The organism is Hyphococcus flavus (assembly GCF_028748065.1).
Taxonomy (GTDB): domain Bacteria; phylum Pseudomonadota; class Alphaproteobacteria; order Caulobacterales; family Parvularculaceae; genus Hyphococcus; species Hyphococcus flavus.
The window spans coordinates 2,102,778-2,127,964 of the sequence record NZ_CP118166.1 but is presented as its reverse complement, the minus strand read 5'-3'; the positions used below and the strand labels follow the sequence as shown (position 1 = coordinate 2,127,964).

The window sequence follows — 25,187 nt, the reverse complement described above, 5'->3', positions numbered from 1 at the left end:
TTATGATGAGAGCGGATTATAATGTGCGCCGTCAGTATTTGGAAATGTTCAAATTTGCGTTGGGTTTTCAGCGTCTAGATCATCGGGCGATAAGGTTGCATCACCCGATGATCTAGATTCTTAGTTGTCGCACCGGATTTGCGAAAAACCGGATTCCACTTTTTCGCCCGGCGCTCTAAACCGGAAAAAACCCGTATGACTGAAACCGCTCTACGGCGGGCGAATAATCCGTGGGCTGTCCGTCAAAGAGGAGGTCATCCTCAGCAAACCTGAACCAGGATTGCGCGCTCTTTACCCAGATATGCGCGGCGGGTTTCATCCAGCTTTTGTCGTCAGCTGTCCCGGCGCGTAAGGATAGAATGCCGATTGATGGCGTCTGGCCGTTACAGATACGCCCGCCGCAATCGCCGCAAAAAAGACCGTATCGATTGGCGCCGCTGTCAGCCGTCCATTCGACTTTCGCCGGCTCGCCTTCCGTAAATGAAAATGAACTCTCAATAACCGCCGCAGATAGCACGAACGCGCTGCCCGTTTGCTTCTGGCAGTTCGTGCAATGACACGCATAGAGCGTTATTGGCGGTGCGGAAAGTTCGTAACGAAGTTTGCCGCATTGGCACCCGCCTTTGAGCGGCATCTCTACACTCGCCATTTATGCCTCCGCGTAATCTACGACCCCTGCGCCTTCACTGCGACCTTGAGGGCTTTTCAGCCACGCATCGCAGCAAGCCTTCGACAACGTGCGAACGCGCAAGATATAGGACTGGCGCTCAGTTGCGGAGATTACTCCGCGCGCATCAAGCAGATTAAAGACATGCGAGGCTTTGATGCACTGCTCATATGCCGGCAGAGGATACGCCTTGCCTGACGCTTCACCGGCTTCGATGATGCGCGCGCATGCTTCTTCCGCCTCTTTAAACTGGCGAAACAACACATCCGTATCCGCTAACTCGAAATTATATGCCGATTGCTCGACCTCGTTCTGGTGGAAAACATCGCCATAGGTGAACGGCGTGCCGTCCGGTTTTTCGCCGCCATAGACAAGGTCAAATCCGTTATCGACGCCCTGCACATACATGGCGAGGCGTTCGAGCCCGTAGGTGATCTCGCCTGTTACCGGCTTGCAGTCGAAACCGCCGACCTGTTGGAAATAGGTAAACTGGGTCACTTCCATGCCGTCACACCAGACCTCCCAGCCTAGCCCCCACGCGCCAAGGGTCGGGCTTTCCCAGTCATCCTCAACAAACCGTATGTCGTGCACGGAACGGTCGACGCCGATCGCGTCAAGAGAACCGAGATACAAGTCCTGAATGTTTTCGGGGCTCGGTTTCAACACCACCTGAAATTGAAAGTAATGTTGGAACCGGTTCGGGTTCGCGCCATAGCGTCCATCCGTCGGCCGGCGGCAGGGCTGCACATAGGCCGCGTTCCACGGCTTCGGCCCCAACGAGCGCAAGGTCGTCGCCGGGTGAAACGTCCCCGCCCCCATCTCCATGTCATAGGGTTGCAGAATGACGCAGCCATTCGCCGCCCAGTAATTCTGGAGCGTCAAAATGAGGTCTTGAAAGGTCGATGCTTTTTTCTCGGTCATATCGCGGCGAACGCTAGGCGGGGTCCCGATACCCGTCAAGCTTGCCGGGCGTGTTCAAAAGCCGCTTTTGTTGGCCGCTGGCGCTCACGGCATATGGGCAGTTCCTGTCGCATCCGTTCAGCGAAATCGCGCAGGCAGATTTCTTCACGCGAGATCGGACCCGGCACGTAGTTTCCGCTGGCGAGGCCGGCTTGCATGCGCTCAATCACGTCTTTGTCTTCCAGATTGACTTCCCGGTTAATCCGCCAGTTGAGATATCGCGCGGCCTTCATTTCACGACTCTCATCAGGGATGGCGTATGAAATCTCCCGCAATAATGTCCGGTCCGGCGCAAGCGGGATGAATTGCATGTAATCGATCTGGTCAGGGTAAATATCAAAGGCGAGGTTCGGCCAGAGTTTCAGATATAGCCACTGCCTGCGGCGCTCATCTGGCAAATGCGCCGTTGCTGGCAGAAATTTTCTGTACGCCCGCACCGAAGGCGACTGGTTCGGCAATGCTTCTATGCTTGATTCAATGCGATAAGCATCGCCGTCTATCCTCAATTTGTAAGTATCGCCAACAAGGCCGCTAAGACCGTCATGCGCAACTGGCAGGTGAAGTTTGTCGATGTAGTTTTCCGTCGCGATCTTCCAGTTCACAACACGCTCGCGCAGCGTAATGCGCCCCAGCGCTTTCATTTCGCGCGACTTGTAGATTTCGAATTCTTCGCGAAACGGTTTGGCGAAATCGTCAAACGCCTGACCGCCCTCACCTGCTTTTACGAAATAAAACCCTCCGCATTCACCGAGACCTAACGGCGTCAGACCGTAGTTCCGCTTTTCGAAAAAGTCGTACCCGTCTTGCCGTGGCACACCGACCAGTTTGCCTTCCAGATCGTATGTCCAGGCGTGATACGGGCAAACAATGCGAGATGAACATCGGCCAAATGGCGCATCCAGCAAGCGTGCTGCCCGGTGGCGGCAAACATTTTTGAACGCGCGCACGACGCCGTCATTGCCGCGCACGACCATCATCAGTTCGCCCATGAAATTCAGCGTCGCATAGGCGCCAGGTTTTGCGATGTCGCTGTCGTGGCAAATGATCTGCCAACTGGATGCGAAAATTTTTTCACGTTCCAGCGCGAAGAAGTCAGGGTCGGTGTATGCCCATGCAGGAAGCCCCGTTTCAAACTCAGCAGCTTTACTCATGCTTGCCCTGTTTTCTTACGCCTCACCCAATAAAACACCGGCAAACCCGCCAACATCAAGACCGCCCCCCAGAGCAACGTTTTGAGTCCTGCCCCAAGCATCGCAATCAGGGAATAGATCACAGCCAATAAAGCAATCGCCGCCCACCCTTTGGCGCTGCGCCAGGAGTATTTGAACTCCGCCACGGCAGAAACGAGGTACGGCGCCAGCGTGCCGAGCGTTGACATGGTGATCAAGAATGTGAACGCCGCTACGAGGCCTTCCTGATAATTGAACGCGAGGAGCGCGATAGACAGCGCAGACGAAAGAATCAGCGCCAACGCAGGGGAATTGCCGGCATTGCGGCGCGCGAGTGCTTTTGGCGCAAGTCCGTCCAGCGCGACAGCCAAGGGCATTTGCCCGCTCATCAATATGTTACCGTTTGCTGATCCTGCCGTGGATATAATCGCACCTATGGCGATTAAGGGCGCCCCGATCGCACCAAGCGGATACGCAGCATCCGCGAAAGGCGCGGTCGAAACCGCAAGTTTTTCTATCGGCAACAAGAACATCACGGCGGCAGTCGAGGCGATATAAAGAACAGCGACAAATATCGTACCAGTCACAATCGCGCGCGGCATAGTTTTTGTGGGGTTCTCAACATCACCCGCCGGAATGACCGCGCACTCCAGTCCTAAAAACGCCCACATCGTGAGAAGCGCGGTCGCGGCCAGCGCTTTACCGAATGGTGCGTCTGACGGATTAAGTGGCGGAAGGTTTTCCGGCGAACCGGCAAAGATAGCGACGAGGACAATCAAAAACAGCGGAACGAGTTTTAATATTGTCATGACAAGCTGCATTGACGCCGCTTCGGCGACGCCTTTCAAATTGATAAGGGTAAGAAGAACGATCAGGCCTGCAGCAACAGCGCCTTGCGTTAACGGGCTAGCGCCCAGCATCGGCGCCAGCGCACCGGCATACCCGGCGAAGGCGACCGCGATTGCAGTTGTTGCGAAGACAACGCCCAGCCAATAGCCCCAGGCAACGAGAAAACCTGTCAGATCTCCGAACGCTTTTTGCGCATAAACATAAGGCCCGCCTGTGCGCTCTGTACGGCCGGCAAGGCGGCCCAGACTGAGGGCTATTAAAATCGCTCCAACACTTGTCAAAAGCCAGCCAAGGAAACTGACGCCGCCATAAGGCGCTAAGGACGCCGGGAGAAGAAAAACCCCCGACCCTATCATGACGCCAACGGCCATGGACCAGCATTTCCAAAAACCGATGGCGGGTTTGACCCTAGTTTCTATGGGGGAATTCATGCACAAACATTCTGCTTCATTGCTCCTGTGGTCAAGCAAAAGCTCCGGAATTGACGCCGCGTAGAGTTTCGTGATTGATCACATTCATGACCATCATTGACATAACGCCTCTTGTCAGCGCCGCAACTCCTATGTTTCCGGGTGACACAAAATTTTCCGCGACGCGCTGTTGGGAAATTGGCGCCGATTGCCCTGTCAATGTTTCACGCATAGTCATGTCCACCCATACCGGCGCCCATGCGGACGCCCCTTTGCATTATGATGAAAACGGAAAACCGATTGATCAGGTTGACCTCGCTCCCTATATCGGTCCTTGCGCTGTTGTTCAGCTTACAGATCAATCACCGCTCGTAAGTAAGGATTCAATCGCCAAGGCATTGGATGAAATCAGCGTAACGGCGCCCGAACGCGTTATCATTCGCACCTATGAACGTATTCCAAGCGAGTGGGATGAAAATTTCACCGCCATCGACGCCGGCGCTATCGACTGGCTCGCAACGTGCGGCTGCCGTTTGATTGGCGTCGATACGCCGTCGCTGGACCCCGCTTCTTCCAAAACAATGGATGCGCATAACGCTGTCCGGCGCGCTGACATGCGCATCCTTGAAGGGTTGCGTCTCGACGATGTGGCGCCCGGCGTTTATGAATTGATTGCACCACCTTTAAAACTGAAAGGCCTCGACGCCGCGCCTGTTCGCGCCTTATTGAGAACGATGTCATGACCGTACATTCCCGAAAAGATGCCGAGGCCCTCGACGCGGCTGACCCGTTGGCGCCCTTGCGCGAACACTTCGACCTGCCCGAAGGCGTTATTTATCTCGATGGCAACTCACTCGGACCGCCGCCGCGCAGTGCGCTCAAACGGCTGCATGAAACGGCGCACAATCACTGGGGCAAGGACCTCATTAAGTCATGGAATACGGCTGGCTGGATCGACCTGCCGAAAACATGCGGCGCCAAAATCGCGACCTTAGTCGGCGCTGACCCCAATGACGTCATTGTTTGCGATTCTGTTTCCGTGAATATTTTCAAATTGGCAAGCGCATTGCTCAAGTTGCATCCCGGCGCGCTCGCCTACGAACAGGACGAGTTTCCAACTGATGGTTACATCCTGCAAGGGCTGGCTAACCTGACGAATTCGCCGCTCATAAAACTGAACCATCAAGGCGGGCCGGTTGAAGCATTTGCGGGCGGCGCCAGCGTTCTGATCAAGAGCGCCGTGCATTATAAAACCGCCGCTATCGCGGATATCGCAGCATGGGAAGCGGAAGCCGGAAAAGCCGGCGCCGTCATCATCTGGGATTTAAGCCACGCCGCCGGCGTCATTAATCTCGATCTTGAAGCTGCGGGTGCGCGCTTCGCTGTTGGTTGCGGTTACAAATATCTGAATGGCGGGCCCGGTGCGCCGGCATTTGTCTATGCGCAACGAAAGGCTGCGGAAAAACTCAATCAACCCTTATCCGGTTGGATGGGACATGCGCACGCTTTTGATTTTGCTGGAGATTACGCGCCGGGTGAAGGTGTTAAACGGTTCGCTTGCGGCACGCCACCGATCCTTTCGATGTCAGTGCTGGATGCGGCATTAGATGTCTTTGCTGATATCGACATGTCCGCCGTTGAGGCGAAAGCCAAAGCGCTTGGCGATATTTTTCTGCTCCGCGCGCAAAAGCTGAGCCTCGAATCCGTATCGCCGGGTATTGGTGAAAGCCGCGGCGGACATGTGAGTCTGAAGTTCAAAGACGGCTATGCTGTCGTGCAGGCATTGATCGCACGCGGCGTCATCGGTGATTTCCGAACGCCTGACCTGATGCGGTTTGGTTTCGCGCCGCTGTATCTTGGCTATTCGGACGTCTGGGACGCCGCAGACGCTTTCGAACAGGTGATGACGTCAGAAAGCTGGAACGCGCCCGAATTCATAACGCGCAAAGCGGTTATCTAGAGCCGGTTCATTGCCGCGACGATGCGGTTCGATTCTTCAATCGGCGGCGGCGCATTCAGCGCATCCTGAAAATACCGCCGCGCGATGCTTTTTTCTCCAGCCTGCACAGCAATCAATGCGCGCCCCACATGGGCTTCATAAGCATCCGGCGTGTATTCCAGCAGACGAGACAACACTTGCTCGCCCTTTTCCGCATTGCCGGCCGCCGCCTCACACAGGCCGACATCGGACATGGCCTCAAGCGCCCAGGGGTCAGCCTGCAACGTCGCTTTGGCCGACGCGCAATACCCGGGCGTGAGATTTTTTCCCAACAAAGACTTTATGCTCGCCGCATAATCAAAACCATCCGCACCGCTAACATTCGCGATTGGCGCCGTTTCGCGGACTGTATCGCGAATGGACGGCGCACTTTGCGCCGCCGGATCAAACGCGGGCTGCACCGAAGCGAGATTGGTTCCTTGAGGTGGCGCAAGCCGTTCTGGCGGAGCTAGTCTTGCAAAACGTGACAGCCGGTCCGGTTCGCTCTCACGCAAGTTCGGTTTTGCGACAGCCGGTTCCGGCCCCAGGCTTGGTGTTTCAATTCTGGCTTCCCTTGGGAGAGCGTCAGCGAAGAAAATATCCACGCATTGAGCGGGCCGCTCCTTGATCCGGCACGGCTTTGCATTGGCGTATTCAATTAATCTCGTGGGAGCGATCCTGAGAACGCTTCCCTCTGCGTCTTTAACGATGGAAAAGCCTTCAATATTTAAACTGCGATCAGAGAGGTCCAGCGACATTTCCGCATCGACGCCTGGCAGAAAGAATAACTCATCGCTTCGTTTTTCAATGGCGCAGGCGCCGTCACAGATGATCGCGATGCGGGTCTGCAATTCCCGCTCGCCCACCTGAACGTCCTCCAGCCCCGACGCGGCAAATGCAGGCCCTAATACAGGCAATGACAGCCCGGCTGCGGCTGCAACCGACGCAATCGATGACAGAATGCGAGACCAAGCGTGCATTGAGGATCCGATTAAGCCCAAGAATGACCCGATCTTCTCTCCAGAGTCGGCCATTGCGGTCAATGGCGGCGAATCAACGCCGATAAAAAACGGGCGCCGGATGAACCAGCGCCCGTTTTACGCATTGTCGCCTTTGTAGTCCTACCAGGTGCGGTAAACTCTACGGCTGCCAGGCTTGATGTAGCCAAAGCCCCAATAATCGTAGCAAAGCAGCGCCACTTCTTGATATCGGCGTCCGCCGCGACGGAAAGTTTGAGACACAGGGTAGCAGTCGCCTATGTAGCCGCGGGAATAGACATCCCAGCCCCAGTTGACGAACAGCCAGCCGAACGGATCATACCCTCTGGAATAAACGAAGTATCCGTGGCTCGGCGACCAGTAGCCATGTTTGCGGCGCGGGCCGTATCCCTTTCTGCGGTGGCGGTCGGCGCGATAATAGCGGCGATCCTGACGCCACTGATCCCTGCGGCCCTGGCGATATGAGTCTCTCGCGCGACCACGATCTCTTGCACGTTGGTCTCTGCGGCCTTGCCGGTAAGCGTCCCGGCGATTGCCTCGGTCTCGTGCACGTTGATCTCGTCGCCCATTGCGATAAGCATCGCGTCGTGCGCCGCCATTTCTGGCGCCGTCGTTTCGGCGGCGGTTATTGTCAGCTCTGCGGTTTCCGTTGTTGTTTCGAGCGCCGTCATTACGGCGGCGATTGTTGTCGGCTCTGCGGTTACCGTTGTTGTTTCGGGCTCCGTCATTGCGGCGACGGTTATTATCTGCCCGGCGATTACCAGCATTGTTACGGGCGCCGTCATTACGGCGGCGATTGTCAGCAGCCCTGCGGTTACCGCCATCATTGGGCGCGCCTTCATATCCGCCCAGTCTCCTCTGCCCATCGTTTCGGCGGCGGTTATTGTCGGCTCTACGGTTGCCGCCATTATTGCGGGCGCCGTCATTGCGGCGACGGTTATTATCTGCCCGGCGATTGCCGCCATTGTTACGGGCGCCGTCATTACGCCGGCGGTTGTTGTCTGCCCGGCGATTCCCACCGCGATTTCTGGCGCCGTCGTTGCGGCGGCGGTTATTGTCAGCGCGGCGGTTGCCGCCGTTGTTGCGGGCGCCGTCACGGCGGCCGCCTCTCCTTTCAGCGCGACGGCCTTCACGTTGCTGGGCCGCAGCGACCTGAATGCTCGCCAGTCCGACGGTCCAGGCCGATTGAGTGGAGGATTGCGGCGCGGCGGATGCGGGCGCTGCGAACATCGCCGCCCCGATTGCTGCGCTGAAAGCAATCGCCACAGTCCTTAAGTCTAGTGTTGAAATGTCCATCAAGGGCATTCGCTTCTCCTTGCGAATAGTGCGAGCCCCCTAGCGCCCGATTGCAATCTGCGCCAGGAACGATGTGGCGTCAATTGTAACGCTGTAACTTTGGCGCGAGAAATTGCTTGAATTGAGGCGAAAACACGGCAATCGTGACGCAAATAAGGCAACACCCATGCGTATGCTGATGATTGCGGCGGAAATGGGGCGCACCAGACTTTCATCTGCGTTTCGGTTGAGAATCGGGAACAATAAAAAACCATGTCAGCGAATCGCACATTTCTGGAGTTCTTCGCTGGCGGCGGCATGGCCCGTGCGGGGATGGGGGAGCGATGGCGCTGTCTTTTCGCAAACGACATCGACCCGGCGAAATGCGCGGCTTATGCTGAAAATTTCGGCGGGAATGACCTTTTTGAAGGCGACATTTCTACATTGTCCCCAAAAGACCTCCCGCAATCGTCAGCCGATCTGATTTGGGGCTCTTTTCCATGTCAGGATTTGTCACTCGCAGGCGCCCGTGGCGGTATTAGCGCGCAACGTTCAAGTGCTTTCTTTCCTTTCTGGAGTTTGATTGAAAATCTCAACGCTGCGCAGCGCGGGCCAAGAATCATCGCTATCGAAAATGTCGCTGGTCTTTTGACTTCAAACAACGGGAAAGACTTTAAGGCCGTAGTCGAGAGGATCGCCGGCGCGGGCTACGCGGTTAGCGCGATGGTTCTCGATGCGAAGGCGTTTACGCCCCAGTCTCGGCCGCGCCTTTTCGTTCTGGGGTTTTCACATGAACTGCGGCCGCCCGTTTCCACTCTTCCGCCTGCGGATGAAACAACGCCATCCTCGCTCTTGGCCGCGTATGAAAGTCTTTCTGCTGCAGCGCGTGAGCGGTTCATCTGGCTGTCGCCTTCGCCGCCGCATGGTAGAAATACCAGGCTAGCCGATATTATTGATTGGAACGCGCCAAAATGGCACGAACCAGATTACACGGCCAATTTAATCGCCATGATGAGCAATACCCAGAGGAGTCGTATCAGTGCGCTCATCGCAAACGGCGCACGCCGCGCCGGTACCGCTTTCAGACGAACCCGCACGGAGAACGGCGTTTCTGTGCAGCGGGTCGAAGCCCGGTTCGACGGACTTGCCGGATGTCTGCGCACGCCGGCGGGCGGATCGTCACGCCAGATCGTGCTCGCCATTGAAAACGGCGCCGTCCGCTCTCGCCTCCTCTCGCCGCGCGAAGCAGCGCGGCTTATGGGTTTGCCTGAGGATTACAAATTACCGGCAAACACCACAGCAGCGTTGAAACTTACTGGCGACGGCGTATGCGTTCCGGTCGTGCGTTGGCTTGCCGAGAACGTGTTCGAACCCGCGCTAGAAGGAGCCAACGCCCGTAAAGCGGCATGACGATACGCAAAAACACCGACGTCTTCTCAAAAGAAAAACGCTCAGAGGTGATGCGTGCGGTCAAAGGCAAAGACACAAAACCTGAAATCGCGCTTCGTAAAGCGCTTTTCGCGCTTGGGTATCGCTACCGCCTGAACGTCAAGGGCCTGCCCGGCAAGCCCGACATCGTTCTTGCCAAGCACCGCACCGTCATCTTCGTTCACGGCTGCTTCTGGCACGGTCACAACTGCAAACGCGGGCGCCGGAAGCCAAAATCCAACGCGGACTACTGGCGTGATAAAATCGCCCGCAACAAGGCGCGTGACCAGAAAAATGCAACCGCTCTTAAAGAACTCGGCTGGCGTGTCGTCACCGTGTGGGAATGCGAGATAAAAACGCTCGACGCGGCGACATTACTAACCGCTAATCAATCACGATAAGCGGATAGTACGGCTGAACCGCCTGCTTCATATCCAAACGCGGCAGCCGCCTTCGGTGTTTTGCGCAGCAGCCGGATAGTACGCGACTGCGCGCCTAAATTCGTGCAGCGTCGGGACAGCTTCTTAAATGGCCGTCCTTCTTCATTCACCAGTTCGAAAACATAAATCTTCTTGCTCATCTACAATTCTCCCTATGCGTGGCGGGCACGCACTAAAGGTTCAAGTTGAGCAACAGCGCGGAACATGAAATGGGCCTCATTTGTTAATGAGGCCCTAAGGATCACTGCACCGGTGATGAACAATTGGAAAGCAAATCAGGAAGCTTTTTCAGCCGCAATCCATTCGTCTACCCGGCGTTCCAGAATGGATAGCGGTAATGCGCCGCCGCCAAGAACGGTGTCGTGAAAACCGCGAATATCAAACTTTTCGCCAAGTTCGTTTCTGGCATTGGACCGCAGCTCAAGAATTTTCAGCATACCGATTTTATACGCAGTCGCCTGTCCGGGCGCAACAATATATCGCTGGACCTCACTGCGAATTTGCCCTTCCGGCGCTGCCGAATTTTCCTGAAAATACGTGACAGCCTCTTCTTCGGTCCACCCTTTGGCATGAAGGCCGGTGTCGACCACCAGACGAATGGCGCGCCACAGCTCAGATGAAAGACGTCCGAAATCGGAATACGGATCATCATACGCGCCCATTTCTTTCGCCAGGTATTCCGCATAGAGCGCCCAGCCTTCAATATAGGCCGTTACGGTTGGCTGCGTGCGGAAGGTTGGTATGTCCGTCAATTCCTGCGCGATGGAAATCTGCATGTGATGGCCAGGATTGCCCTCGTGATAGGCAATCACTTCCAGTTGAGGGATCGGCATCGCGTTCATGTCAGACAGGTGGGCGTAAAATACGCCTGGCCGCGAGCCGTCAGGCGTCGCCTGCGAGTAAAACTGCGCCCCGCCCGGACGTTCCCTGAAGGCTTCTACGCGCCTGACAACCAGATCGGCCTTGGGCAGGATCCCGAAATACTCCGGCAAACGCTGCTTAATGAAATCAAGATGATCACGAGCTGCTTGCAGATATTCTTCACGCCCCTCATCCGTATCCGGGTAATAAAATTGGCTGTCCTCGCGAACGAAAGTGAAAAAGTCCTGCAGCGAACCTTCAAATCCGACAGCATCCTTGATCAGTTCCATCTCGCCGTGGATACGCGCGACTTCGTCAAGGCCAAGCTGGTGAACTTCTTCGGCGGTCATATCCGTTGTCGTATAATTCGCAAGGCGTTCACGATAATACGCATCCCCTTGCGGCAGGCTCCCGACGCCCGTTGCGATCTCATCTGCGTTCGACATATCTTCTTCAAGCCAGTCGATCACCGCCTCATAAGAAGACTGGAACGCTGTCGTCAGGGCCTCGCGAGTTTCAGAACGCAATGTCTCGGCCTGGTCTTCATCAATCGCGCCTTGCTCCAGGAGTGCGTTGATTTTTGACTTCGCGTCGGCCCATAACGGCGCTTCCCCTTGATCGGTGAAGGGCGCGCCCGAAATGACGCTTCTGGATTGCCCAATGGCGCCTTCATATGCAAATCGCGGTGGACGAATGCCCATTCTCGCCGACTTTTGCGCGCCTTCGAGAGCTTGGCCGAGCGCACGTGCGGCGGCGTTGAGACGGGAGATATATGCTTCCATGTCTTCTGCTGTATCCACGCGATGGAAGTTGATCAAAAACGTCGGCAAAAAGGTGTGGGCGCCGCCAAGCTGCGAAAATGTATAGCCGTGATCGCGGAACGGCCAGTTTGCTTCTGACTGATTTAACTGATGAACATAGAGATCGTATGATGTTTTCGCTTCAGGCGTCAGCAAGTCATAATCGAACTCCGCACGCATCTCGGCGACGGCCTCACGGCCCCATTGGAGCTGCTGTTCCTGCCCAGCTTCGGAAAAATCATTTATCTTGTCATAATCTTCTTTGATGCCGAGGGTTGTTTTTGTAATGGGAGAAAACTCGAGGCCTTCCTCCCACTTCTCAGCAAACCATGCATTTAACCGGTCTGTTTCCGCAGCGACAACATCAGCGTCTGGCGTTGATGCCTGTTCTTCAACAGCGTGTGATTCAGCCGCCACAGCCTCGTCGTCTGATGCGCTACCCGATTTCCATCCGTCGCCGCACGCCGTAAGTGCTGTTGTACCTAACAGCGCCAAACACAGTTTTCCTATGGATTTCTTCACCATTCGCCCCTTTCAAATTACTATTCTTTTTTGAACAGTAGTAAAAAAGGGCGATTAGAACAATGCCGGGCGTGGTAAAAGCAGTTTTGCGCCACAATGACCGGCTGGCGCGATAAACCGTTTAAGGTCTTAGCCAAATTGGGGCTCATCATCAGTCAATGACTAGCCTGTAAAAAATAACACAAGCGGACGCTGTCAGACGGTTTAACGCGTACAAAAGAAAAGGGCCTCATCAAATGATGAGGCCCCCAAAACCAGAACTATGCTGGAATAGTGTGTTTCGCCCTATGACGATTTTTCGGTTTCAATCCAGCTATCCACCCGGCGCTCAAGAACGGCAAGAGGCAATGCCCCGCCGCCGAGAACGGTATCGTGAAAATCGCGGATATCGAACTGGTCGCCCAGTTCTGCTTCAGCCCTGGCGCGCAGGTCCTGAATTTTACGCATGCCGATTTTATACGACGTCGCCTGACCCGGCCAAACAAAGTAGCGCTTTACCTCTGAACGGATCTGGCCTTCAGGGGCTGGCGAATTCGCCATGAAGTACGCCACGGCCTGTTCTTCGGACCAGCCCTTATAATGAATGCCGGTATCCACCACGAGACGGATGGCGCGCCAGATTTCTGACGTCAGCCTGCCGAAATCAGAATAATCATCCTCGTAGGCGCCCATTTCCTTGGCCAGCAATTCCGAATAAAGCGCCCAGCCTTCTGAATAGGCTCCGACAAAGTTTTGCGTCCGGAATGTCGGCAGACCGGTCAACTCCTGCGCAATAGAGATTTGCATGTGATGGCCCGGGTTGCCCTCGTGATACGCAATAACCTCCAACTGCGGGATAGGCATCGCAGTCATGTCAGAAAGGTGTGCGTAATAGGTGCCAGGCCGGGAACCATCGGGCGTTCCGCTGTTATAGTGTTGCGCGCCGCCATCTTGTTCTCGAAACGCTTCCACTCGCCGGACAACAAGATCCGCTTTCGGCAAGATGCCGAAATACTGCGGCAACCGTTCATCAATAAACGCCAGATGCTCTCGCGCCGCCTGCAGATAGGCCTCACGCCCCTCATCAGTATTAGGAAAATAGAACTGCTCGTCGTCACGAGTGAATACGAAAAATTCCTGCAGCGTTCCGTCGAATCCTACACGATCCTTTATGGCTTCCATTTCCTGGTGAATGCGCGCTACTTCATCCAAACCGTATTGATGCACTTCGTCCGGGATCATGTCCGTTGTCGTCGAAGCCGCGAGCCGGTCCGCATAGAACGCTTCGCCATTGTTGAGACTTGATACGCCCGCCGCCTCAGCACTGACATTGACCATATCCGCACTCATCCATGCGACCAGCGCCTCGTAGGCCGGTCCGAACGATTCCAGCAAGGCCGTACGCGCGTCATTGCGCAACTGTTCAGCCGTGTCTTCATCGATGACGCCATTCTCGAGCAGCGCGTCGATTTCAGACTTCGCGTCAGCCCATAAGGGCGCATCATTCTCGGCATCATCAAACGGCGCGCCGGTAATCAAAGCGCTTGATTGTTCGATTACGCCTTCATAAGCGAAGCGCGGTGGGCGCGTACCCTTCTCAGCATTGGCTTGCGCTCGCTCCAGTAATTGCGTCACAGCACGCGCAACGCCGTTAATTCTAGCGTTGTAGGCATGCATGTCGTCTACGGTATCAACAGTGTGAAAATTGATCAGAAAGTTTGGTATGCTCGCATGAGCGCCAAGCATCTGTGTAAAGATATATTGCTGATCTCGGAACTGCGCCGCTGCTTCCGCCCGTTGCGCATTATAAACCCAGATATCGTAGGACATTTTTGCTTCGGGCGAGAGAAGATCGTAATCGAAGCTGCTCTGCATCTCGGCAACCGATTGCAGTTGCCATTGCAGTTGCTCATCAAGCGCTTCGAGCGATAAGTCGTTTATCTTGTCATTGTCTTCCTTCATCCCGAGACGGGTCTTGAGCATGGGCGAAAAGTCGAGCGTTTCTTCCCACCGCGCGGCGAACCACGCATTGAGACGTTCAGTCTCCGATTCGACAGCGTCTGTCGTTGCTTCCGTAACCGCATTTAGATTTTCTGTAGTTTGAACAGCAGATGAGTCTGCGCCGCCGTCTGCACTCTGATTGCAGGCGGTCAACGCGGTTGCGCATAATAGCGCCGCGTATAGTTTTTTCACAATTGGCCCCTTCAAATGCCTGGTTTGCGACCCGCATTCATCGCCGCTGGATGCGCCGTTGTCAGCACCCGCTCCAAAGTTTGCGGCAATCCGAGACTTCGCTGCGACGAATGGCGGCTTAAAACGCCTCCGCCGGCATCGCCATCATCGTATCGGAGCCGGTTTTGATCTTATCAAGATGCATGCCCGTTTCCGGCAGGATACGCTCGACAAAGTAGCGACCGGTGATGAGTTTGTTCTTGTAGAATTCATCGCCCGCGTCTTTTTTCTCCAGCGCCGCTTTCGCTGATTGCGCCCATGCATAGGCAAGGCATGTCAGCGAGAAGAGACAAAGATAATCCATTGATGACGCGCCGGCGTGATTGAAGTTTTGCATGGCGTTTGCCGCCATCCACTGCGTCGCTTCCTGTGTACGTTCTTTCGCCAAGGCGAGACCGTCTAAAAACGGCTTCAGTTCTTCATTGTCTTTGTTATCGGAAACAAATTCATCGACTTCGGCGAAGAATGTCTGCCATGCACGCCCGCCGTCCTTCATCAGCTTGCGACCTACAAGATCAAGCGCCTGTATGCCGTTGGCGCCTTCGTATATCATGGCGATACGCGCATCGCGCACGAACTGTTCCATGCCCCATTCCTGAATATAACCGTGGCCGCCCAGCACCTGCTGCGCGTTGGTCGCGTGCCAATAGCCTTTTTCAGTGAGGTAGGACTTCAGCATCGGCGTCATCAGACCCATATAATCCTCAGCCTTTTGGCGTGTCGCCTCATCTTCGGATTTATCCTGAAGATCGCCATAAAGCGCCGTCCAGTACATCCATGCCCGCGCGCCTTCGGTAAAGGCGCGATGATCCATCAGCATACGACGCACATCGGGATGCACGATAATCGGGTCGGCCGGCTTATCAGGCTCTGCAGCGCCGGTCAGCGCCCGGCCCTGTAAGCGGTCCTTCGCGTAAGACGCGCCGTTCTGATAAGCGACCTCGGAAATCGCCATGCCCTGCAGGCCAACACCAAGACGCGCTTCGTTCATCATGGTGAACATGGCTTTCAGGCCCTTGTTCTCCTCACCGAGAAGCCAGCCGGTCGCATCGTCGTAGTTCAACACGCAGGTCGAGTTCGCGTGAATGCCCATTTTCTCTTCAATGGAACCGCAGCTAACGCCGTTGCGTTCGCCCAGTGATCCGTCTTCATTCATGAGGAACTTCGGCACGATGAAGAGGGAAATGCCTTTGACCCCTTCCGGCGCGCCCTCGATCCGCGCCAGCACCAGATGAATGATCTGGTCGGTGAGATCATGCTCGCCGGCGGAGATGAAAATCTTCTGGCCGGAAATCTTGTAAGAGCCGTCGCCTTGCGGAACGGCTTTTGATTTGAGGAGCCCCAGATCCGTACCGCAATGGGGCTCGGTAAGGTTCATCGTCCCCCCCCACTCGCCGGAAATCATGTTCGGCAGATATTGCTGCTTCTGATCGTCTGTGCCGTGGTGGTAAATCGCCTCGGCGGCGCCACGAGCCAAGCCCGGGTACATGCCGAAAGCCATATTCGCGGCAGACACCATTTCCGAAACAGCGACGGCAATCGTGTAAGGCAATCCCTGCCCGCCATATTCCGGATCAAAGCTCAGCCCCTGCCAGCCGCCTTCCTTGTAAGTCTCATAGGCTTCCTTGAACCCTTTCGGCGTGGTGACGGAGCCATCGTCGTGACGGGTGCAGCCTTCCTTGTCGCCCGAGTGATTGATCGGATGCAGGACATTCGCCGCCAGCTTGCCGCCTTCTTCAAGGATCGCCTCGACAATATCTTCGCTTGCGTCCGCAAACCCCGGAAGATTCGAGTATTTCGAGATTTGCAACACTTCGTTGAGAACGAATTGCATGTCTTTCAAAGGCGCGTTGTAGGTGGTCATCAGACTGTCTCCGTCGAGAAAAGCATGGGGATTTTTCTGCAATGTAGTCGCGGGGGGCCCGGCGTCAAAGCGCAGATGACAGCGCATAGGCGCCGAACGCAAAAATGTCGCTGTTTCCGGTGCGAATCATCCTTAATTTGAAGCGCTTGGTGGGGAATTCTTTTGTTCGTCAAAGGCTTTGCGGGTTTTGCGAAGCACCTTAACGGTGATGTGTTCTCCTGGGCGCTCTTCGAGCGTCTGCCACGGAAGAAAACGGGCAATGCCGATTTTGCGGCCGGCCCTTTGGGAATGACGGTGGAACGCCATGAAATCGAACGCGCCCTGGAGCGTCAAAGGAATTGAGCGGGACGCGCGCGAGGCCGCCAAGGAAGCCGCCCGCCGCGAAGGCATGACAGTCGGCGAGTGGCTCAATCAGATGATTTACAGCCACGGGCAGGAGGGCGCCTCTTCCAGCGGCGAGATTGAAGGGCTCAAGCTCCGCGATATCGTCACCGCGATTGAACATTTGCGTAACCGCATTGTCGAAGCGGAAAAGAAGAACGTCGACTCGTTGTCACATCTTTCACGCAACGTTGGCGGGGTCGTCGAGCGGGTGCAACGCCTTGAGCGGGTAAAACCGCAGGAAGGCACCTATCAGGACCTGGATGAACGTCTCGGCAAAATCGAAAAAGCCGGCGGCGATCGCAATCGGATAGATGCGCTGAAAGCACTCGAAAAGGCCGTGAGCCAAGTCGCGGTACAGTTTTCCAGCGCACAAAAGACAACGCTTCATCGTCTCGATTCAGCCGAAGCCCAATTACAGGAATTTGCCGAACGCATTGATCGCGTTGGCGAAGGCGACAATGCAGCCGATGTGAATTCACTTCGCACGGCTATTGAAGGCTTGGCGGAGCGGGTCGCCCGTGCAGAGAAAGTCGCAAGCGAAGCGGCGGCTCTCAAAGACGCAGCGGCTACCTCCGCTGATCCTGAATTCGTGGAACAGACAGGCGCGCGCTTGCGCGTTCTCGGCGATGAAATCAAACGCGGTGAAGATCAGATCCGCGCTTTTGAAAAAACCATCTCCAAACTCGCCGACCAGATCGAAGCAGCGGAAAAACGGAGTTCCGACGGGGTTCAGAAAGTCGCGGAGACCATTGCCGAAGTTCGCGAACAAATAACCGCTGAGGTGAGCGACAAGGACAGCCCTGATGTTGAAGCGCTGGTCGCCAGCGCCCGTCAGGAAACGGAAGCAAAGCTCGAAGGTCTGCAGCGGTCATTCGACGAAATGAAGAAACGCATGGAGGCATTGCGAGATAGCGCCGCAAGCAGCACCTCCCCTGCCCCCGCCGATCAGGCAACAGCCAAGCAAGACGCAATTGAGACGGTTGCGGATAGCGCCGACGCCAGCAGCCCTGCACAAACAGATTTAGAAGAGGCCGGCGCAGGCGATCAGAATGAAATCGATGAGCTGGAAGACGCTGTCGCCGCGCTGGAGGCGGATACGGAAGCGGAAGAAGACCCCTTCGCTTTTGATGATGATATCGAAACGGAAACCGAGGACGATGCATCAGCGGAAGCTGGCGATGATTTCACTTTCCAACTGGATGACGACGCCGAAGAAGACGCCGGTTCCGAACCAGTGCAGGCCGCTGGCGAAGAAACGCAAGTCGGCGATGCGCGTTCACGCCTCGCGAAAGTGAGAAACGCCCTGACCGGTGATGGCTTCTCTGAGGAGCACGAAGAAGAACCGTCATCGGAAGATGAAGACGATGAGTTAAGCGCTCTCCTTTCCGATCTCGATGAAGTCTCGCCGGAACAGTTCGACGACGAAGACGACGAAGACGTTCAAGATCCTGGCACCGCGTCATTGGCGCCAGCATCAAATGTCGAGTTTGATGACAGCGAGGATGACGAAGACGGAGAGGACGTAAGCGAGGTTCAGAGCGAAGCTGGCGCTGAATATGCCGGCGATCATGGCGAAGAAAGCGCTGTTGAAACCGATGATGAAGAGCAGGACGACTACGCGGCTTCAGCACGCCGCCGGGCGGAAGAAGCGGCGTCCCAGGATGACTCCGGTGAAAAGCGGCTCACTCGCCGTAATCTCACGGCCAAACAGCGCGCCATCCTTGCAGCGCGCGCGCGGCAAAAGCGTCTCACCGCCGAGTCTGAGCATGTCGAAGACGACGATGAAGCGCCCAAGCAAGAGCATCAATCTTTATCGCAAGACCAATCGTCCGAGAATGAAGTAGACGAGACCAACGCGTCCCCTGCCAGCCGGTTTGCAAAAATCACGTCGGCGCTCTCCGCTGCACGCAGCCGCCTCGGCCGCAACAAGTCGAATGATGACGATATAAATGCGGAAACCACAAATGCAGTTCCGCAAGACGAGGATGAACCGCGTAGAAACGGAGATCGCGCTGCACTTGAAACACTGAAGGCGACCTCGTCCGCGCGGCCTGTCACCTTTGCCTTGATCGGTGCTATTGTTCTCGCCTTTGCCGCTCTCGCCTATCTGATGAAAGATGTCATTTTCCCTGCCAATCCTGACGCGACTGCAACCACCAGCGCGCCGGCGACAACAGACGAAACGCAGGTCAATGTTGAAGAGCCGGGCGCATCGCAACAAGCCGCGGCAGAAGACAGCAATCTACCCGTAGTGCCCGAGGCGCCGGCGATCGACCCTGAGGCTCTGTATCTGGAAGCAATGGCGTCGCTTGAGGCGGCGGAAAATGAAGAAGCCGCTATCGCCGCCGTCGGTCAGTTGCAAGACGCCGCCGCACTCGGATTTCCGCCCGCGCAACTGCAACTGGGCGAGCTTTACAAAACCGGCCAGGGCGTTGAACAGGACCTCGGACAGGCCAGGGTATGGTTCCGGCGCGCTGCGAATGGCGGCAATGTTCTCGCTATGCACCGCATCGGCGTGATGACGGCGCGCGGCGACGGCGGGCCCGCTGACAGCCAGGAAGCGATTGCCTGGTTTGAACAGGCGGCGAACTTTGGCCTCGTGGACTCGCAATATAATCTGGGCGCCATTTATCACCCGACCGAGAACGGCGGCAGCGTCCAGAATGCTGAAAGCGCCTTTTACTGGTACTCGCTTGCCGCGCAGAATGGCGACAGCGCCGCTGAGCCTCTCGCGGCTGGCGTTGGCGCCGGCCTGACCTCGAGTGAGCGCGAAGCCGTTAATGAACGCCTCTCTGCATGGACCGCCCAGACGCCGGACCCAACGGCGAACATAATGTCCCAATAGCGTTTGCTTGCACGCCTGCATCTGGCGTGACTATAACGCCGCCAAATTTCACGTTATCCGGTTTGGCAAGTTTTGATGCAGCTTTATCTCCCCATTGCGGAGATCCCGGTCGACCCGTTTGTGGTCGTCATCATGGGCGCTGCGGTCGGCTTTCTTTCCGGGATGTTTGGCGTCGGCGGCGGCTTCTTGATGACGCCGCTGCTGATTTTTTACGGTATTCCGCCAGCAGTGGCCGTCGGCACTGAAGCTTCCCAAATCGTCGCGTCCTCCGTCTCAGGCGTGCTTGCGCATCTCAAACGCAAAACGGTCGACTTCAAAATGGGCGGCTTTCTGGTCGCTGGGGGCGCGGCAGGTTCAGTTATCGGTATCTTGATCTTTCGCGCTTTGAGACAAAGCGGTCAGGTCGAAACGCTCATCTCTATTTCCTATGTGCTTTTTCTGGGGATCATCGGCGGCCTGATGATGGTTGAAAGCGTGCGCACGCTGCTTCGCTCACCCGACAAAAAACGCAAACGCCGGAAACGAAGAAGCCCAGCATGGATGGCGTCGCTTCCTTTCGCCACGAGATTCCGTGCATCGGGTCTTTACATCAGCCCGATCCCGCCAATCGTTCTTGGCGCCTGCGTCGGCATGCTGGCGGCGATCATGGGCGTCGGCGGCGGCTTCATTATGGTCCCGGCCATGCTTTACATCTTGAATATGCCGACAAATGTGGTGGTCGGTACGTCGCTGTTCCAGATTATCTTTGTCACCGCGATCACCACAGTACTGCATGCCGCGGCGAACCAGACGGTCGATATCGTGCTGGCGTTGCTCTTGCTCACCGGCGGCGTCATCGGCGCGCAACTCGGCGCGCGCGCCGGCGTAAAGCTCAAGGCGGAACATTTACGCGCGCTCCTTGCGCTGATTGTGCTCGCCGTATGCGCGCGCCTTTTGATCGATCTCGCTCTGCCGCCGGCATCGCCTTACATTGTCGAGGCGTTGTAATGAAAACGTGGCTCATCTTACTTGCGGCATTCGCATTGATCGCACCCTCAAATGCTGCAGATATAGAAGTGGCGTTCACCGATGATCGTGTCGAAGTTGACACGGGCTTTTCCGGCGCGCGCATGACGCTGTTCGGCGCTGTGACGGGAATTGAAAACCACGCTGAGGCCATCGACATCGTTTCGGTGATCCGGGGACCCGATGCGCGTTTTGAAATCAGGCGAATGGAAAAATCGAACCTGATCTGGACGCCGGGCGACGCGCAAGTCGTTACTGGCGCGCCGGGGCTTTATCACACATATGCAACCCGTGACGTAAACGATATTGCACCGCTGCCTGTTCAGGCGGCAAACCGTCTGAACCCTGCCTTTCTGGACGTCTTGCTCACGCCTAAGCAATCCCCAGAAAACAACATCGGTCAGGAAATTTCCAATGAATTCCGCGATGCTTTTTTTGAGGAAGCGGCTGCGCTCGATCTTTATCGCGCACGCACGAGCGGCATCCAGTTTAAAAAAGGCGCGCTCTTCACCGTCAATGTCGATCTGCCCGCGAATACGCCGGTGGGTGATTACGCCGTTTCCATTTTTCTTTTTCAGGACGGTGAAATTCTGGCCTCAGACATCGCAACGCTCGCCGTGAATAAAGTCGGCGCGGAACGGCGCATCTATGAATTCGCCCACAACCGGCCCGTGTCTTACGGGTTGTTCTGCGTGTTTTTATCGCTTTTGGCAGGCTGGGCCGCCAGTCTCGCATTTCGCAAATGACGCTTTTCGTCTAGGCTGACGCCAGCGCTGTCGATTGAGGGGGCTCATGGCGAGAAATAAACAGCAAGATGAAATGACGCGATTGGGATTTTACGGCCTGACGCCGTTTGTCCTGTCCGCTGTCGCATTGTGGACGAGCCCGATTGTCCTGCCGCAACATGTGGCGCTCGATTTCCATCAACTCTCGCTCGTTTACGGCGCAGTGATTGTCGCATACCTCTCCGGCGCTGGCGCAGGCGTGACGCTCACGCCAACGCAAAAATTGCGCGAATCGTTTTTGCCCGGCCAGTTAATCGCACTCGTGGCGTTTGTTGCGATCATTCCCGATGGCGTCTTGTTCATGTGGCTGGGCGCGGCATGGCGGCACACAATCATATTGGTGCTGCTCATCTATCTGTTAATGCGCGACATGAATGCAACCTCAGCGGGACTGTTCCCCAACTGGTACGGCGCACTGCGTTTACGCCTTACATTCTGGGCGGGGCTGTCTATTCTGCTGATCATCTCCCGGCTTGTGTTGTGGGGATATTACTAGTCAGCGCATTCGCGCGAACATTTCTCAGGCGAATTGATGGACGCGGAAACGCTCGACCAGTTGACCATTGCACTCGACCAAGGCGCGCAAACCATGCTCGCCGCCGCCATCGTCATCATGATGTTCGCCATCGCGCTGGGGCTGAAGCCTGAACATTTTGCATTTTTGCGAACGCATAAACGTCTCTTCTTTGGCGGTCTCACGGCGCAGTTGATCGGCTTGCCGCTGATGACCGTGGCGCTCGCGGCAATATTATCGCCGCCGCCGTCGATTGCGCTCGGCATGATTGTCGTCGCCGCCTGCCCCGGCGGCAATGTTTCAAACTTCATGACCTGGGGTGCGCGCGGCGATACGGCCTATTCCGTTTCACTAACCGCCGGATCGAGCGTCATCGCAGCTTTGTGGACGCCCGCCGCGATTTTACTCTGGTCAGAGCTTTACCCGCCGACGGCTGATTTGCTCGATACCATTGAGTTCAACCGTATTTCATTCGTTATTCAGACGACATTGATGTTGGCGGCGCCGCTGGGCCTCGGCATGCTGGCCGCGCACCGATTTCCCGGCGCGGCGGAAAAAATCCGAAAACCGCTTGGGCTTTTTGGCGGCGGCATTCTCGCTGTCGTTATTATTCAGGGCGTCGCCGATTTCTGGCCGATCCTCGTTGCCGGCTGGATGCTGATCGCTATTCCTGTCATTGCGCATAATGCGTGCGCCTTCGCGCTTGGCGCGGCGACCGGCCGGTTGCTCGGCGCCAATGAAGCGCGGCGGCGTTCGCTCACCTTTGAGGTTGGCATCCAGAACGCAGGGCTCGCCGTGGTCCTGTTACTGGCGCAATTAAAGGGACTCGGCGGCGCAGCTGCCATCGCTGCTGCATGGGGCGTTTGGCACTTCTTTTCCGGCGGCGTTATGATCACCCTGTTCCGAACGCTCGACGCAAGAAAGGCGAAACACTTATGACCTTCGATCTCAAAATCACAGGCGGCATGGTTTACGATGGCGACGGCGGCTCTCCGGTCATTACGAATATTGGCGTCAAGGACGGCAAGATCGCGGAGATCGGCGCATGCAACGCAGCGGCGGAACAAACCATCGACGCCAAAGGCGCCATCGTCACGCCTGGTTTTGTCGATCTTCACACTCATTATGACGGACAGATCACCTGGGATCAGGAATTGAAGCCGTCAGTCAATCACGGCGTTACAACTGTCATCATGGGAAATTGCGGCGTCGGTTTTGCGCCTGTCAAAAAGACCGACCATGATCGGCTCGTGCGTCTGATGGAGGGCGTCGAGGATATTCCGGGTACGGCGCTTCATGAAGGGCTGACCTGGGACTGGGAAACCTTCCCCGAATATATGGACGCCATCGACGCCATGCCGCACACCATCGATTTCGGCGTGATGATCGGCCATGACCCTGTGCGCGTTTACGCCATGGGCGAACGGGCGAGCGCGTTTGAGCAGGCGACCGATGACGACATCGCCGAAATGCGCCGCATCGTCCGCGAAGCCATGCAAGCGGGCGCCGCCGGATTTTCAATCGGCCGCACGGATGTTCACCGCACCGCCGATGGCGACTGGACGCCGAGCGCAGAGGCGAGCGAGAAAGAGCTGACGGCGCTATCAGGCGCTTTCGCCGACCTCGATTATGGCGTGTTGCAGATCGTCAACGACTTTAACCTTGAACGAGATGGCGACCAGTTCGACGAGGAATTCAAGATCGTTGAAAGTTTTGTTCGCGCCGGGCGGGACAAGCCTGCGTCAATCTCTCTGATGCAGCGTGACATGGCGTCAAACGACTGGCAGCGCATTCTCGATGAGACCGACCGCCTGAACAAGGACGGCGTTGACTTCAATGTACAGGTGGCGCCGCGCGCCATTGGCGTCTTTCAGGGACTGCAATGCACGTTCCACCCGATCATGGCGCAGCCGAGCTATATCGCCATCAAGGACAAGCTGCTTGAAGAACGCGTTCAGATCATGCGCGATCCGGAATTCAAAAAGAAATGTCTTGCCGAACAGCCGGTGAAGCTCGCGGGGCCCGGCTCCTCCGTGCCGCCTATCGCCGACGTGATGATCGCCGCCATCGAAATGGTTGCGAACAAGTTTTTCCGGCTTGGCGAAAACCCGGATTACGAACAGCCCATGGACGCGTCACTCGGCGCCGAAGCGCGCGCCGACGGCGTTTCAGCCATGGAGAAACTCTACGACACGCTGCTGGAACTCGACGGCAAGCAGCTGATCTATTTTCCGATCTATAACTACACCGATTTCAACTACGAAAATGTGCGCGCGATGATGACTCATCCGAAGGCGCTGCCCGGGTTGTCGGACGGCGGCGCCCATGTGGGCACCATCTGCGACGCGAGTTTTCCGACCTATCTGTTGACTCACTGGTGCCGTGACCGCGCTCAGGGGCAAATTCCGTTGCAGCGGGCGATCCAGATGCTTACCGCTGACGGTGCGGATTATTTGCGGCTGAAAGATCGCGGACGGTTGAAGGTCGGCCTGCGCGCCGACATCAACATCATCGATCATGAGAAGTTGGCGTTAGGCCCGCCGCGCATGATCAAGGACTTGCCCGCTGGCGGGCAGCGGCTGCTGCAACCCGTCTCCGGCTATCGCGCGACGTTCGTTAACGGCGAACAGGTGGTGGCGAATGATGAAGTGACTGATGCAAGACCGGGACGGCTGGTGAGGTTTGGTTAGGTGAAATTCTTTCTTAGCTTGTTTGTACTGTTCTTATTGTTGGCTTGTCTGCCGGTAATTATTATCGATCACGAAAGCAATATGCGTAGATGCACCGCTAATAATCTACAACCAATTGAGGATGTTTGGACATTAGAAAACAAAAGCCTAACTGAAATAATTGATGACAAAACTGAGGACTATAGGGGCGATACGTTAGCTTACTTCGGAATAATTTTCTTTAAGGATAACTCCATTATCGCTGTCGATGAAAGCATGGGCGACATAACTCAAGAACAGCGAGACAAGATCGTGATGTATATTTTCAAGCGCGCCGCTGAGCAAGGTAGCGCTATTGCAAAAGCAGAAATTGGAGCGAGCCTGATCTTTTGTTATCAGGATGTAAAACAGGATACTATTAGCGGGCTGAAGTGGTTACTGCATCCAATGATTAAATTAGACCGAAAAGCATGGAGTTCAGGTCTGAATGCCTATGACAAAATTCTTACGGAATTCATTGATGGTTTGATGAGGCCGGTCGGAAGATAAAGCC

General features: G+C 56.0%; 22 protein-coding genes. 12 read left to right on the top strand and 10 right to left on the bottom strand.

Annotated elements, in window-relative coordinates; translation table 11 throughout:
- Positions 1–175: 175 nt before the first annotated feature.
- The 4 genes from PUV54_RS10190 to PUV54_RS10175 are packed head-to-tail and all read right to left on the bottom strand — an operon-like array spanning position 176 to position 4,076.
- Positions 176–649 carry a GFA family protein gene (locus tag PUV54_RS10190; protein ID WP_274492125.1) on the bottom strand — a complete coding sequence of 158 codons (474 nt, stop codon included), beginning with the start codon at positions 647–649 and terminating at the stop codon, positions 176–178.
- A complete protein-coding gene (locus PUV54_RS10185) occupies positions 650–1,588 on the bottom strand; it encodes a glycine--tRNA ligase subunit alpha (RefSeq protein ID WP_274492124.1) in 939 nt (312 codons plus the stop codon).
- Positions 1,589–1,623: 35 nt separating this feature from the next.
- Positions 1,624–2,778 (bottom strand): aromatic ring-hydroxylating oxygenase subunit alpha, encoded by a 1,155-nt coding sequence (locus PUV54_RS10180; protein WP_274492123.1) that lies wholly within the window; start codon positions 2,776–2,778, stop codon positions 1,624–1,626.
- On the bottom strand, positions 2,775–4,076 hold the full coding sequence (locus PUV54_RS10175; protein ID WP_274492122.1) for an amino acid permease: 1,302 nt from the start codon (positions 4,074–4,076) through the stop codon (positions 2,775–2,777). The genes PUV54_RS10180 and PUV54_RS10175 overlap by 4 nt, the downstream gene beginning before the upstream one ends.
- An 86-nt stretch (positions 4,077–4,162) precedes the next feature.
- On the opposite strand from PUV54_RS10175, the gene kynB reads away from it, so the two are divergent.
- Both kynB and PUV54_RS10165 read left to right on the top strand, forming a co-directional pair.
- Positions 4,163–4,798 (top strand): arylformamidase, encoded by a 636-nt coding sequence (kynB, locus tag PUV54_RS10170; RefSeq protein ID WP_274492121.1) that lies wholly within the window; start codon positions 4,163–4,165, stop codon positions 4,796–4,798.
- Positions 4,795–6,015, top strand: a complete 1,221-nt coding sequence (locus PUV54_RS10165) for a kynureninase (RefSeq protein WP_274492120.1) — start codon at positions 4,795–4,797, stop codon at positions 6,013–6,015. The genes kynB and PUV54_RS10165 overlap by 4 nt, the downstream gene beginning before the upstream one ends.
- Here the strand turns inward: PUV54_RS10165 and PUV54_RS10160 are convergent.
- Positions 6,012–7,013, bottom strand: a complete 1,002-nt coding sequence (locus tag PUV54_RS10160) for a tetratricopeptide repeat protein (RefSeq protein WP_274492119.1) — start codon at positions 7,011–7,013, stop codon at positions 6,012–6,014. The two genes, PUV54_RS10165 and PUV54_RS10160, sit on opposite strands and share 4 nt — an antisense overlap.
- Before the next feature lie 275 nt (positions 7,014–7,288).
- On the bottom strand, positions 7,289–8,128 hold the full coding sequence (locus tag PUV54_RS10155; protein WP_274492118.1) for a hypothetical protein: 840 nt from the start codon (positions 8,126–8,128) through the stop codon (positions 7,289–7,291).
- 451 nt (positions 8,129–8,579) lie between these two features.
- On the opposite strand from PUV54_RS10155, the gene PUV54_RS10150 reads away from it, so the two are divergent.
- Both PUV54_RS10150 and PUV54_RS10145 read left to right on the top strand, forming a co-directional pair.
- Positions 8,580–9,716 carry a DNA cytosine methyltransferase gene (locus tag PUV54_RS10150; protein ID WP_274492117.1) on the top strand — a complete coding sequence of 379 codons (1,137 nt, stop codon included), beginning with the start codon at positions 8,580–8,582 and terminating at the stop codon, positions 9,714–9,716.
- A complete protein-coding gene (locus tag PUV54_RS10145; protein ID WP_274492116.1) occupies positions 9,713–10,135 on the top strand; it encodes a very short patch repair endonuclease in 423 nt (140 codons plus the stop codon). The genes PUV54_RS10150 and PUV54_RS10145 overlap by 4 nt, the downstream gene beginning before the upstream one ends.
- Here PUV54_RS10145 and PUV54_RS10140 read toward each other — a convergent pair.
- The 4 genes from PUV54_RS10140 to PUV54_RS10125 all read right to left on the bottom strand — a co-directional run bounded on the left by PUV54_RS10140 (position 10,123) and on the right by PUV54_RS10125 (position 16,432).
- Positions 10,123–10,314: a hypothetical protein gene (locus tag PUV54_RS10140; RefSeq protein WP_274492115.1), complete on the bottom strand. Its 192-nt coding sequence runs from the start codon at positions 10,312–10,314 to the stop codon at positions 10,123–10,125. The genes PUV54_RS10145 and PUV54_RS10140 overlap by 13 nt on opposite strands.
- A 135-nt stretch (positions 10,315–10,449) precedes the next feature.
- Positions 10,450–12,360 (bottom strand): DUF885 domain-containing protein, encoded by a 1,911-nt coding sequence (locus tag PUV54_RS10135; RefSeq protein ID WP_274492114.1) that lies wholly within the window; start codon positions 12,358–12,360, stop codon positions 10,450–10,452.
- Between the two features lie 282 nt (positions 12,361–12,642).
- Positions 12,643–14,529, bottom strand: coding sequence for a DUF885 domain-containing protein (locus PUV54_RS10130; RefSeq protein ID WP_274492113.1), 1,887 nt, complete (start codon positions 14,527–14,529; stop codon positions 12,643–12,645).
- A 118-nt stretch (positions 14,530–14,647) separates the two neighbouring features.
- On the bottom strand, positions 14,648–16,432 hold the full coding sequence (locus PUV54_RS10125) for an acyl-CoA dehydrogenase C-terminal domain-containing protein (RefSeq protein ID WP_274492112.1): 1,785 nt from the start codon (positions 16,430–16,432) through the stop codon (positions 14,648–14,650).
- A 162-nt stretch (positions 16,433–16,594) separates the two neighbouring features.
- On the opposite strand from PUV54_RS10125, the gene PUV54_RS10120 reads away from it, so the two are divergent.
- The 8 genes from PUV54_RS10120 (at position 16,595) to PUV54_RS10085 (ending at position 25,183) form a co-directional block, all read left to right on the top strand.
- The gene (locus PUV54_RS10120; protein ID WP_274492111.1) at positions 16,595–16,774 is read left to right on the top strand and encodes a hypothetical protein; all 180 of its coding nucleotides are present in this window, start codon (positions 16,595–16,597) and stop codon (positions 16,772–16,774) included.
- Complete coding sequence (locus PUV54_RS10115; RefSeq protein WP_274492110.1) at positions 16,737–19,661, top strand: hypothetical protein; 2,925 nt, start codon at positions 16,737–16,739, stop codon at positions 19,659–19,661. The genes PUV54_RS10120 and PUV54_RS10115 overlap by 38 nt, the downstream gene beginning before the upstream one ends.
- Positions 19,662–19,736: 75 nt before the next feature.
- A complete protein-coding gene (locus PUV54_RS10110) occupies positions 19,737–20,648 on the top strand; it encodes a sulfite exporter TauE/SafE family protein (protein WP_274492109.1) in 912 nt (303 codons plus the stop codon).
- On the top strand, positions 20,648–21,412 hold the full coding sequence (locus PUV54_RS10105) for a TIGR02186 family protein (protein ID WP_274492108.1): 765 nt from the start codon (positions 20,648–20,650) through the stop codon (positions 21,410–21,412). Before PUV54_RS10110 ends, PUV54_RS10105 begins: the two co-directional genes overlap by 1 nt.
- 46 nt (positions 21,413–21,458) lie before the next feature.
- Positions 21,459–21,947 carry a DUF3429 domain-containing protein gene (locus PUV54_RS10100; RefSeq protein WP_274492107.1) on the top strand — a complete coding sequence of 163 codons (489 nt, stop codon included), beginning with the start codon at positions 21,459–21,461 and terminating at the stop codon, positions 21,945–21,947.
- Positions 21,948–21,983: 36 nt separating this feature from the next.
- Positions 21,984–22,904: a bile acid:sodium symporter family protein gene (locus PUV54_RS10095; protein WP_274492106.1), complete on the top strand. Its 921-nt coding sequence runs from the start codon at positions 21,984–21,986 to the stop codon at positions 22,902–22,904.
- The gene (locus tag PUV54_RS10090) at positions 22,901–24,655 is read left to right on the top strand and encodes an N-acyl-D-amino-acid deacylase family protein (RefSeq protein WP_274492105.1); all 1,755 of its coding nucleotides are present in this window, start codon (positions 22,901–22,903) and stop codon (positions 24,653–24,655) included. Before PUV54_RS10095 ends, PUV54_RS10090 begins: the two co-directional genes overlap by 4 nt.
- Positions 24,656–25,183 carry a hypothetical protein gene (locus PUV54_RS10085; protein WP_274492104.1) on the top strand — a complete coding sequence of 176 codons (528 nt, stop codon included), beginning with the start codon at positions 24,656–24,658 and terminating at the stop codon, positions 25,181–25,183. It abuts the gene before it with no gap.
- Positions 25,184–25,187 lie beyond the last annotated feature (4 nt).

What these genes read in the sequence shown, in the direction of transcription:
- PUV54_RS10190 (WP_274492125.1), bottom strand. Translation starts at nt 649, where the DNA reads ATGGCGAGTGTAGAGATGCCGCTCAAAGGCGGGTGCCAATGCGGCAAA.
- PUV54_RS10185 (WP_274492124.1), bottom strand. Translation starts at nt 1,588, where the DNA reads ATGACCGAGAAAAAAGCATCGACCTTTCAAGACCTCATTTTGACGCTC.
- PUV54_RS10180 (WP_274492123.1), bottom strand. Translation starts at nt 2,778, where the DNA reads ATGAGTAAAGCTGCTGAGTTTGAAACGGGGCTTCCTGCATGGGCATAC.
- PUV54_RS10175 (WP_274492122.1), bottom strand. Translation starts at nt 4,076, where the DNA reads ATGAATTCCCCCATAGAAACTAGGGTCAAACCCGCCATCGGTTTTTGG.
- kynB (WP_274492121.1), top strand. Translation starts at nt 4,163, where the DNA reads ATGACCATCATTGACATAACGCCTCTTGTCAGCGCCGCAACTCCTATG.
- PUV54_RS10165 (WP_274492120.1), top strand. Translation starts at nt 4,795, where the DNA reads ATGACCGTACATTCCCGAAAAGATGCCGAGGCCCTCGACGCGGCTGAC.
- PUV54_RS10160 (WP_274492119.1), bottom strand. Translation starts at nt 7,013, where the DNA reads ATGCACGCTTGGTCTCGCATTCTGTCATCGATTGCGTCGGTTGCAGCC.
- PUV54_RS10150 (WP_274492117.1), top strand. Translation starts at nt 8,580, where the DNA reads ATGTCAGCGAATCGCACATTTCTGGAGTTCTTCGCTGGCGGCGGCATG.
- PUV54_RS10145 (WP_274492116.1), top strand. Translation starts at nt 9,713, where the DNA reads ATGACGATACGCAAAAACACCGACGTCTTCTCAAAAGAAAAACGCTCA.
- PUV54_RS10140 (WP_274492115.1), bottom strand. Translation starts at nt 10,314, where the DNA reads ATGAGCAAGAAGATTTATGTTTTCGAACTGGTGAATGAAGAAGGACGG.
- PUV54_RS10135 (WP_274492114.1), bottom strand. Translation starts at nt 12,360, where the DNA reads ATGGTGAAGAAATCCATAGGAAAACTGTGTTTGGCGCTGTTAGGTACA.
- PUV54_RS10125 (WP_274492112.1), bottom strand. Translation starts at nt 16,432, where the DNA reads ATGACCACCTACAACGCGCCTTTGAAAGACATGCAATTCGTTCTCAAC.
- PUV54_RS10115 (WP_274492110.1), top strand. Translation starts at nt 16,737, where the DNA reads ATGAAATCGAACGCGCCCTGGAGCGTCAAAGGAATTGAGCGGGACGCG.
- PUV54_RS10110 (WP_274492109.1), top strand. Translation starts at nt 19,737, where the DNA reads ATGCAGCTTTATCTCCCCATTGCGGAGATCCCGGTCGACCCGTTTGTG.
- PUV54_RS10105 (WP_274492108.1), top strand. Translation starts at nt 20,648, where the DNA reads ATGAAAACGTGGCTCATCTTACTTGCGGCATTCGCATTGATCGCACCC.
- PUV54_RS10100 (WP_274492107.1), top strand. Translation starts at nt 21,459, where the DNA reads ATGGCGAGAAATAAACAGCAAGATGAAATGACGCGATTGGGATTTTAC.
- PUV54_RS10095 (WP_274492106.1), top strand. Translation starts at nt 21,984, where the DNA reads ATGGACGCGGAAACGCTCGACCAGTTGACCATTGCACTCGACCAAGGC.
- PUV54_RS10090 (WP_274492105.1), top strand. Translation starts at nt 22,901, where the DNA reads ATGACCTTCGATCTCAAAATCACAGGCGGCATGGTTTACGATGGCGAC.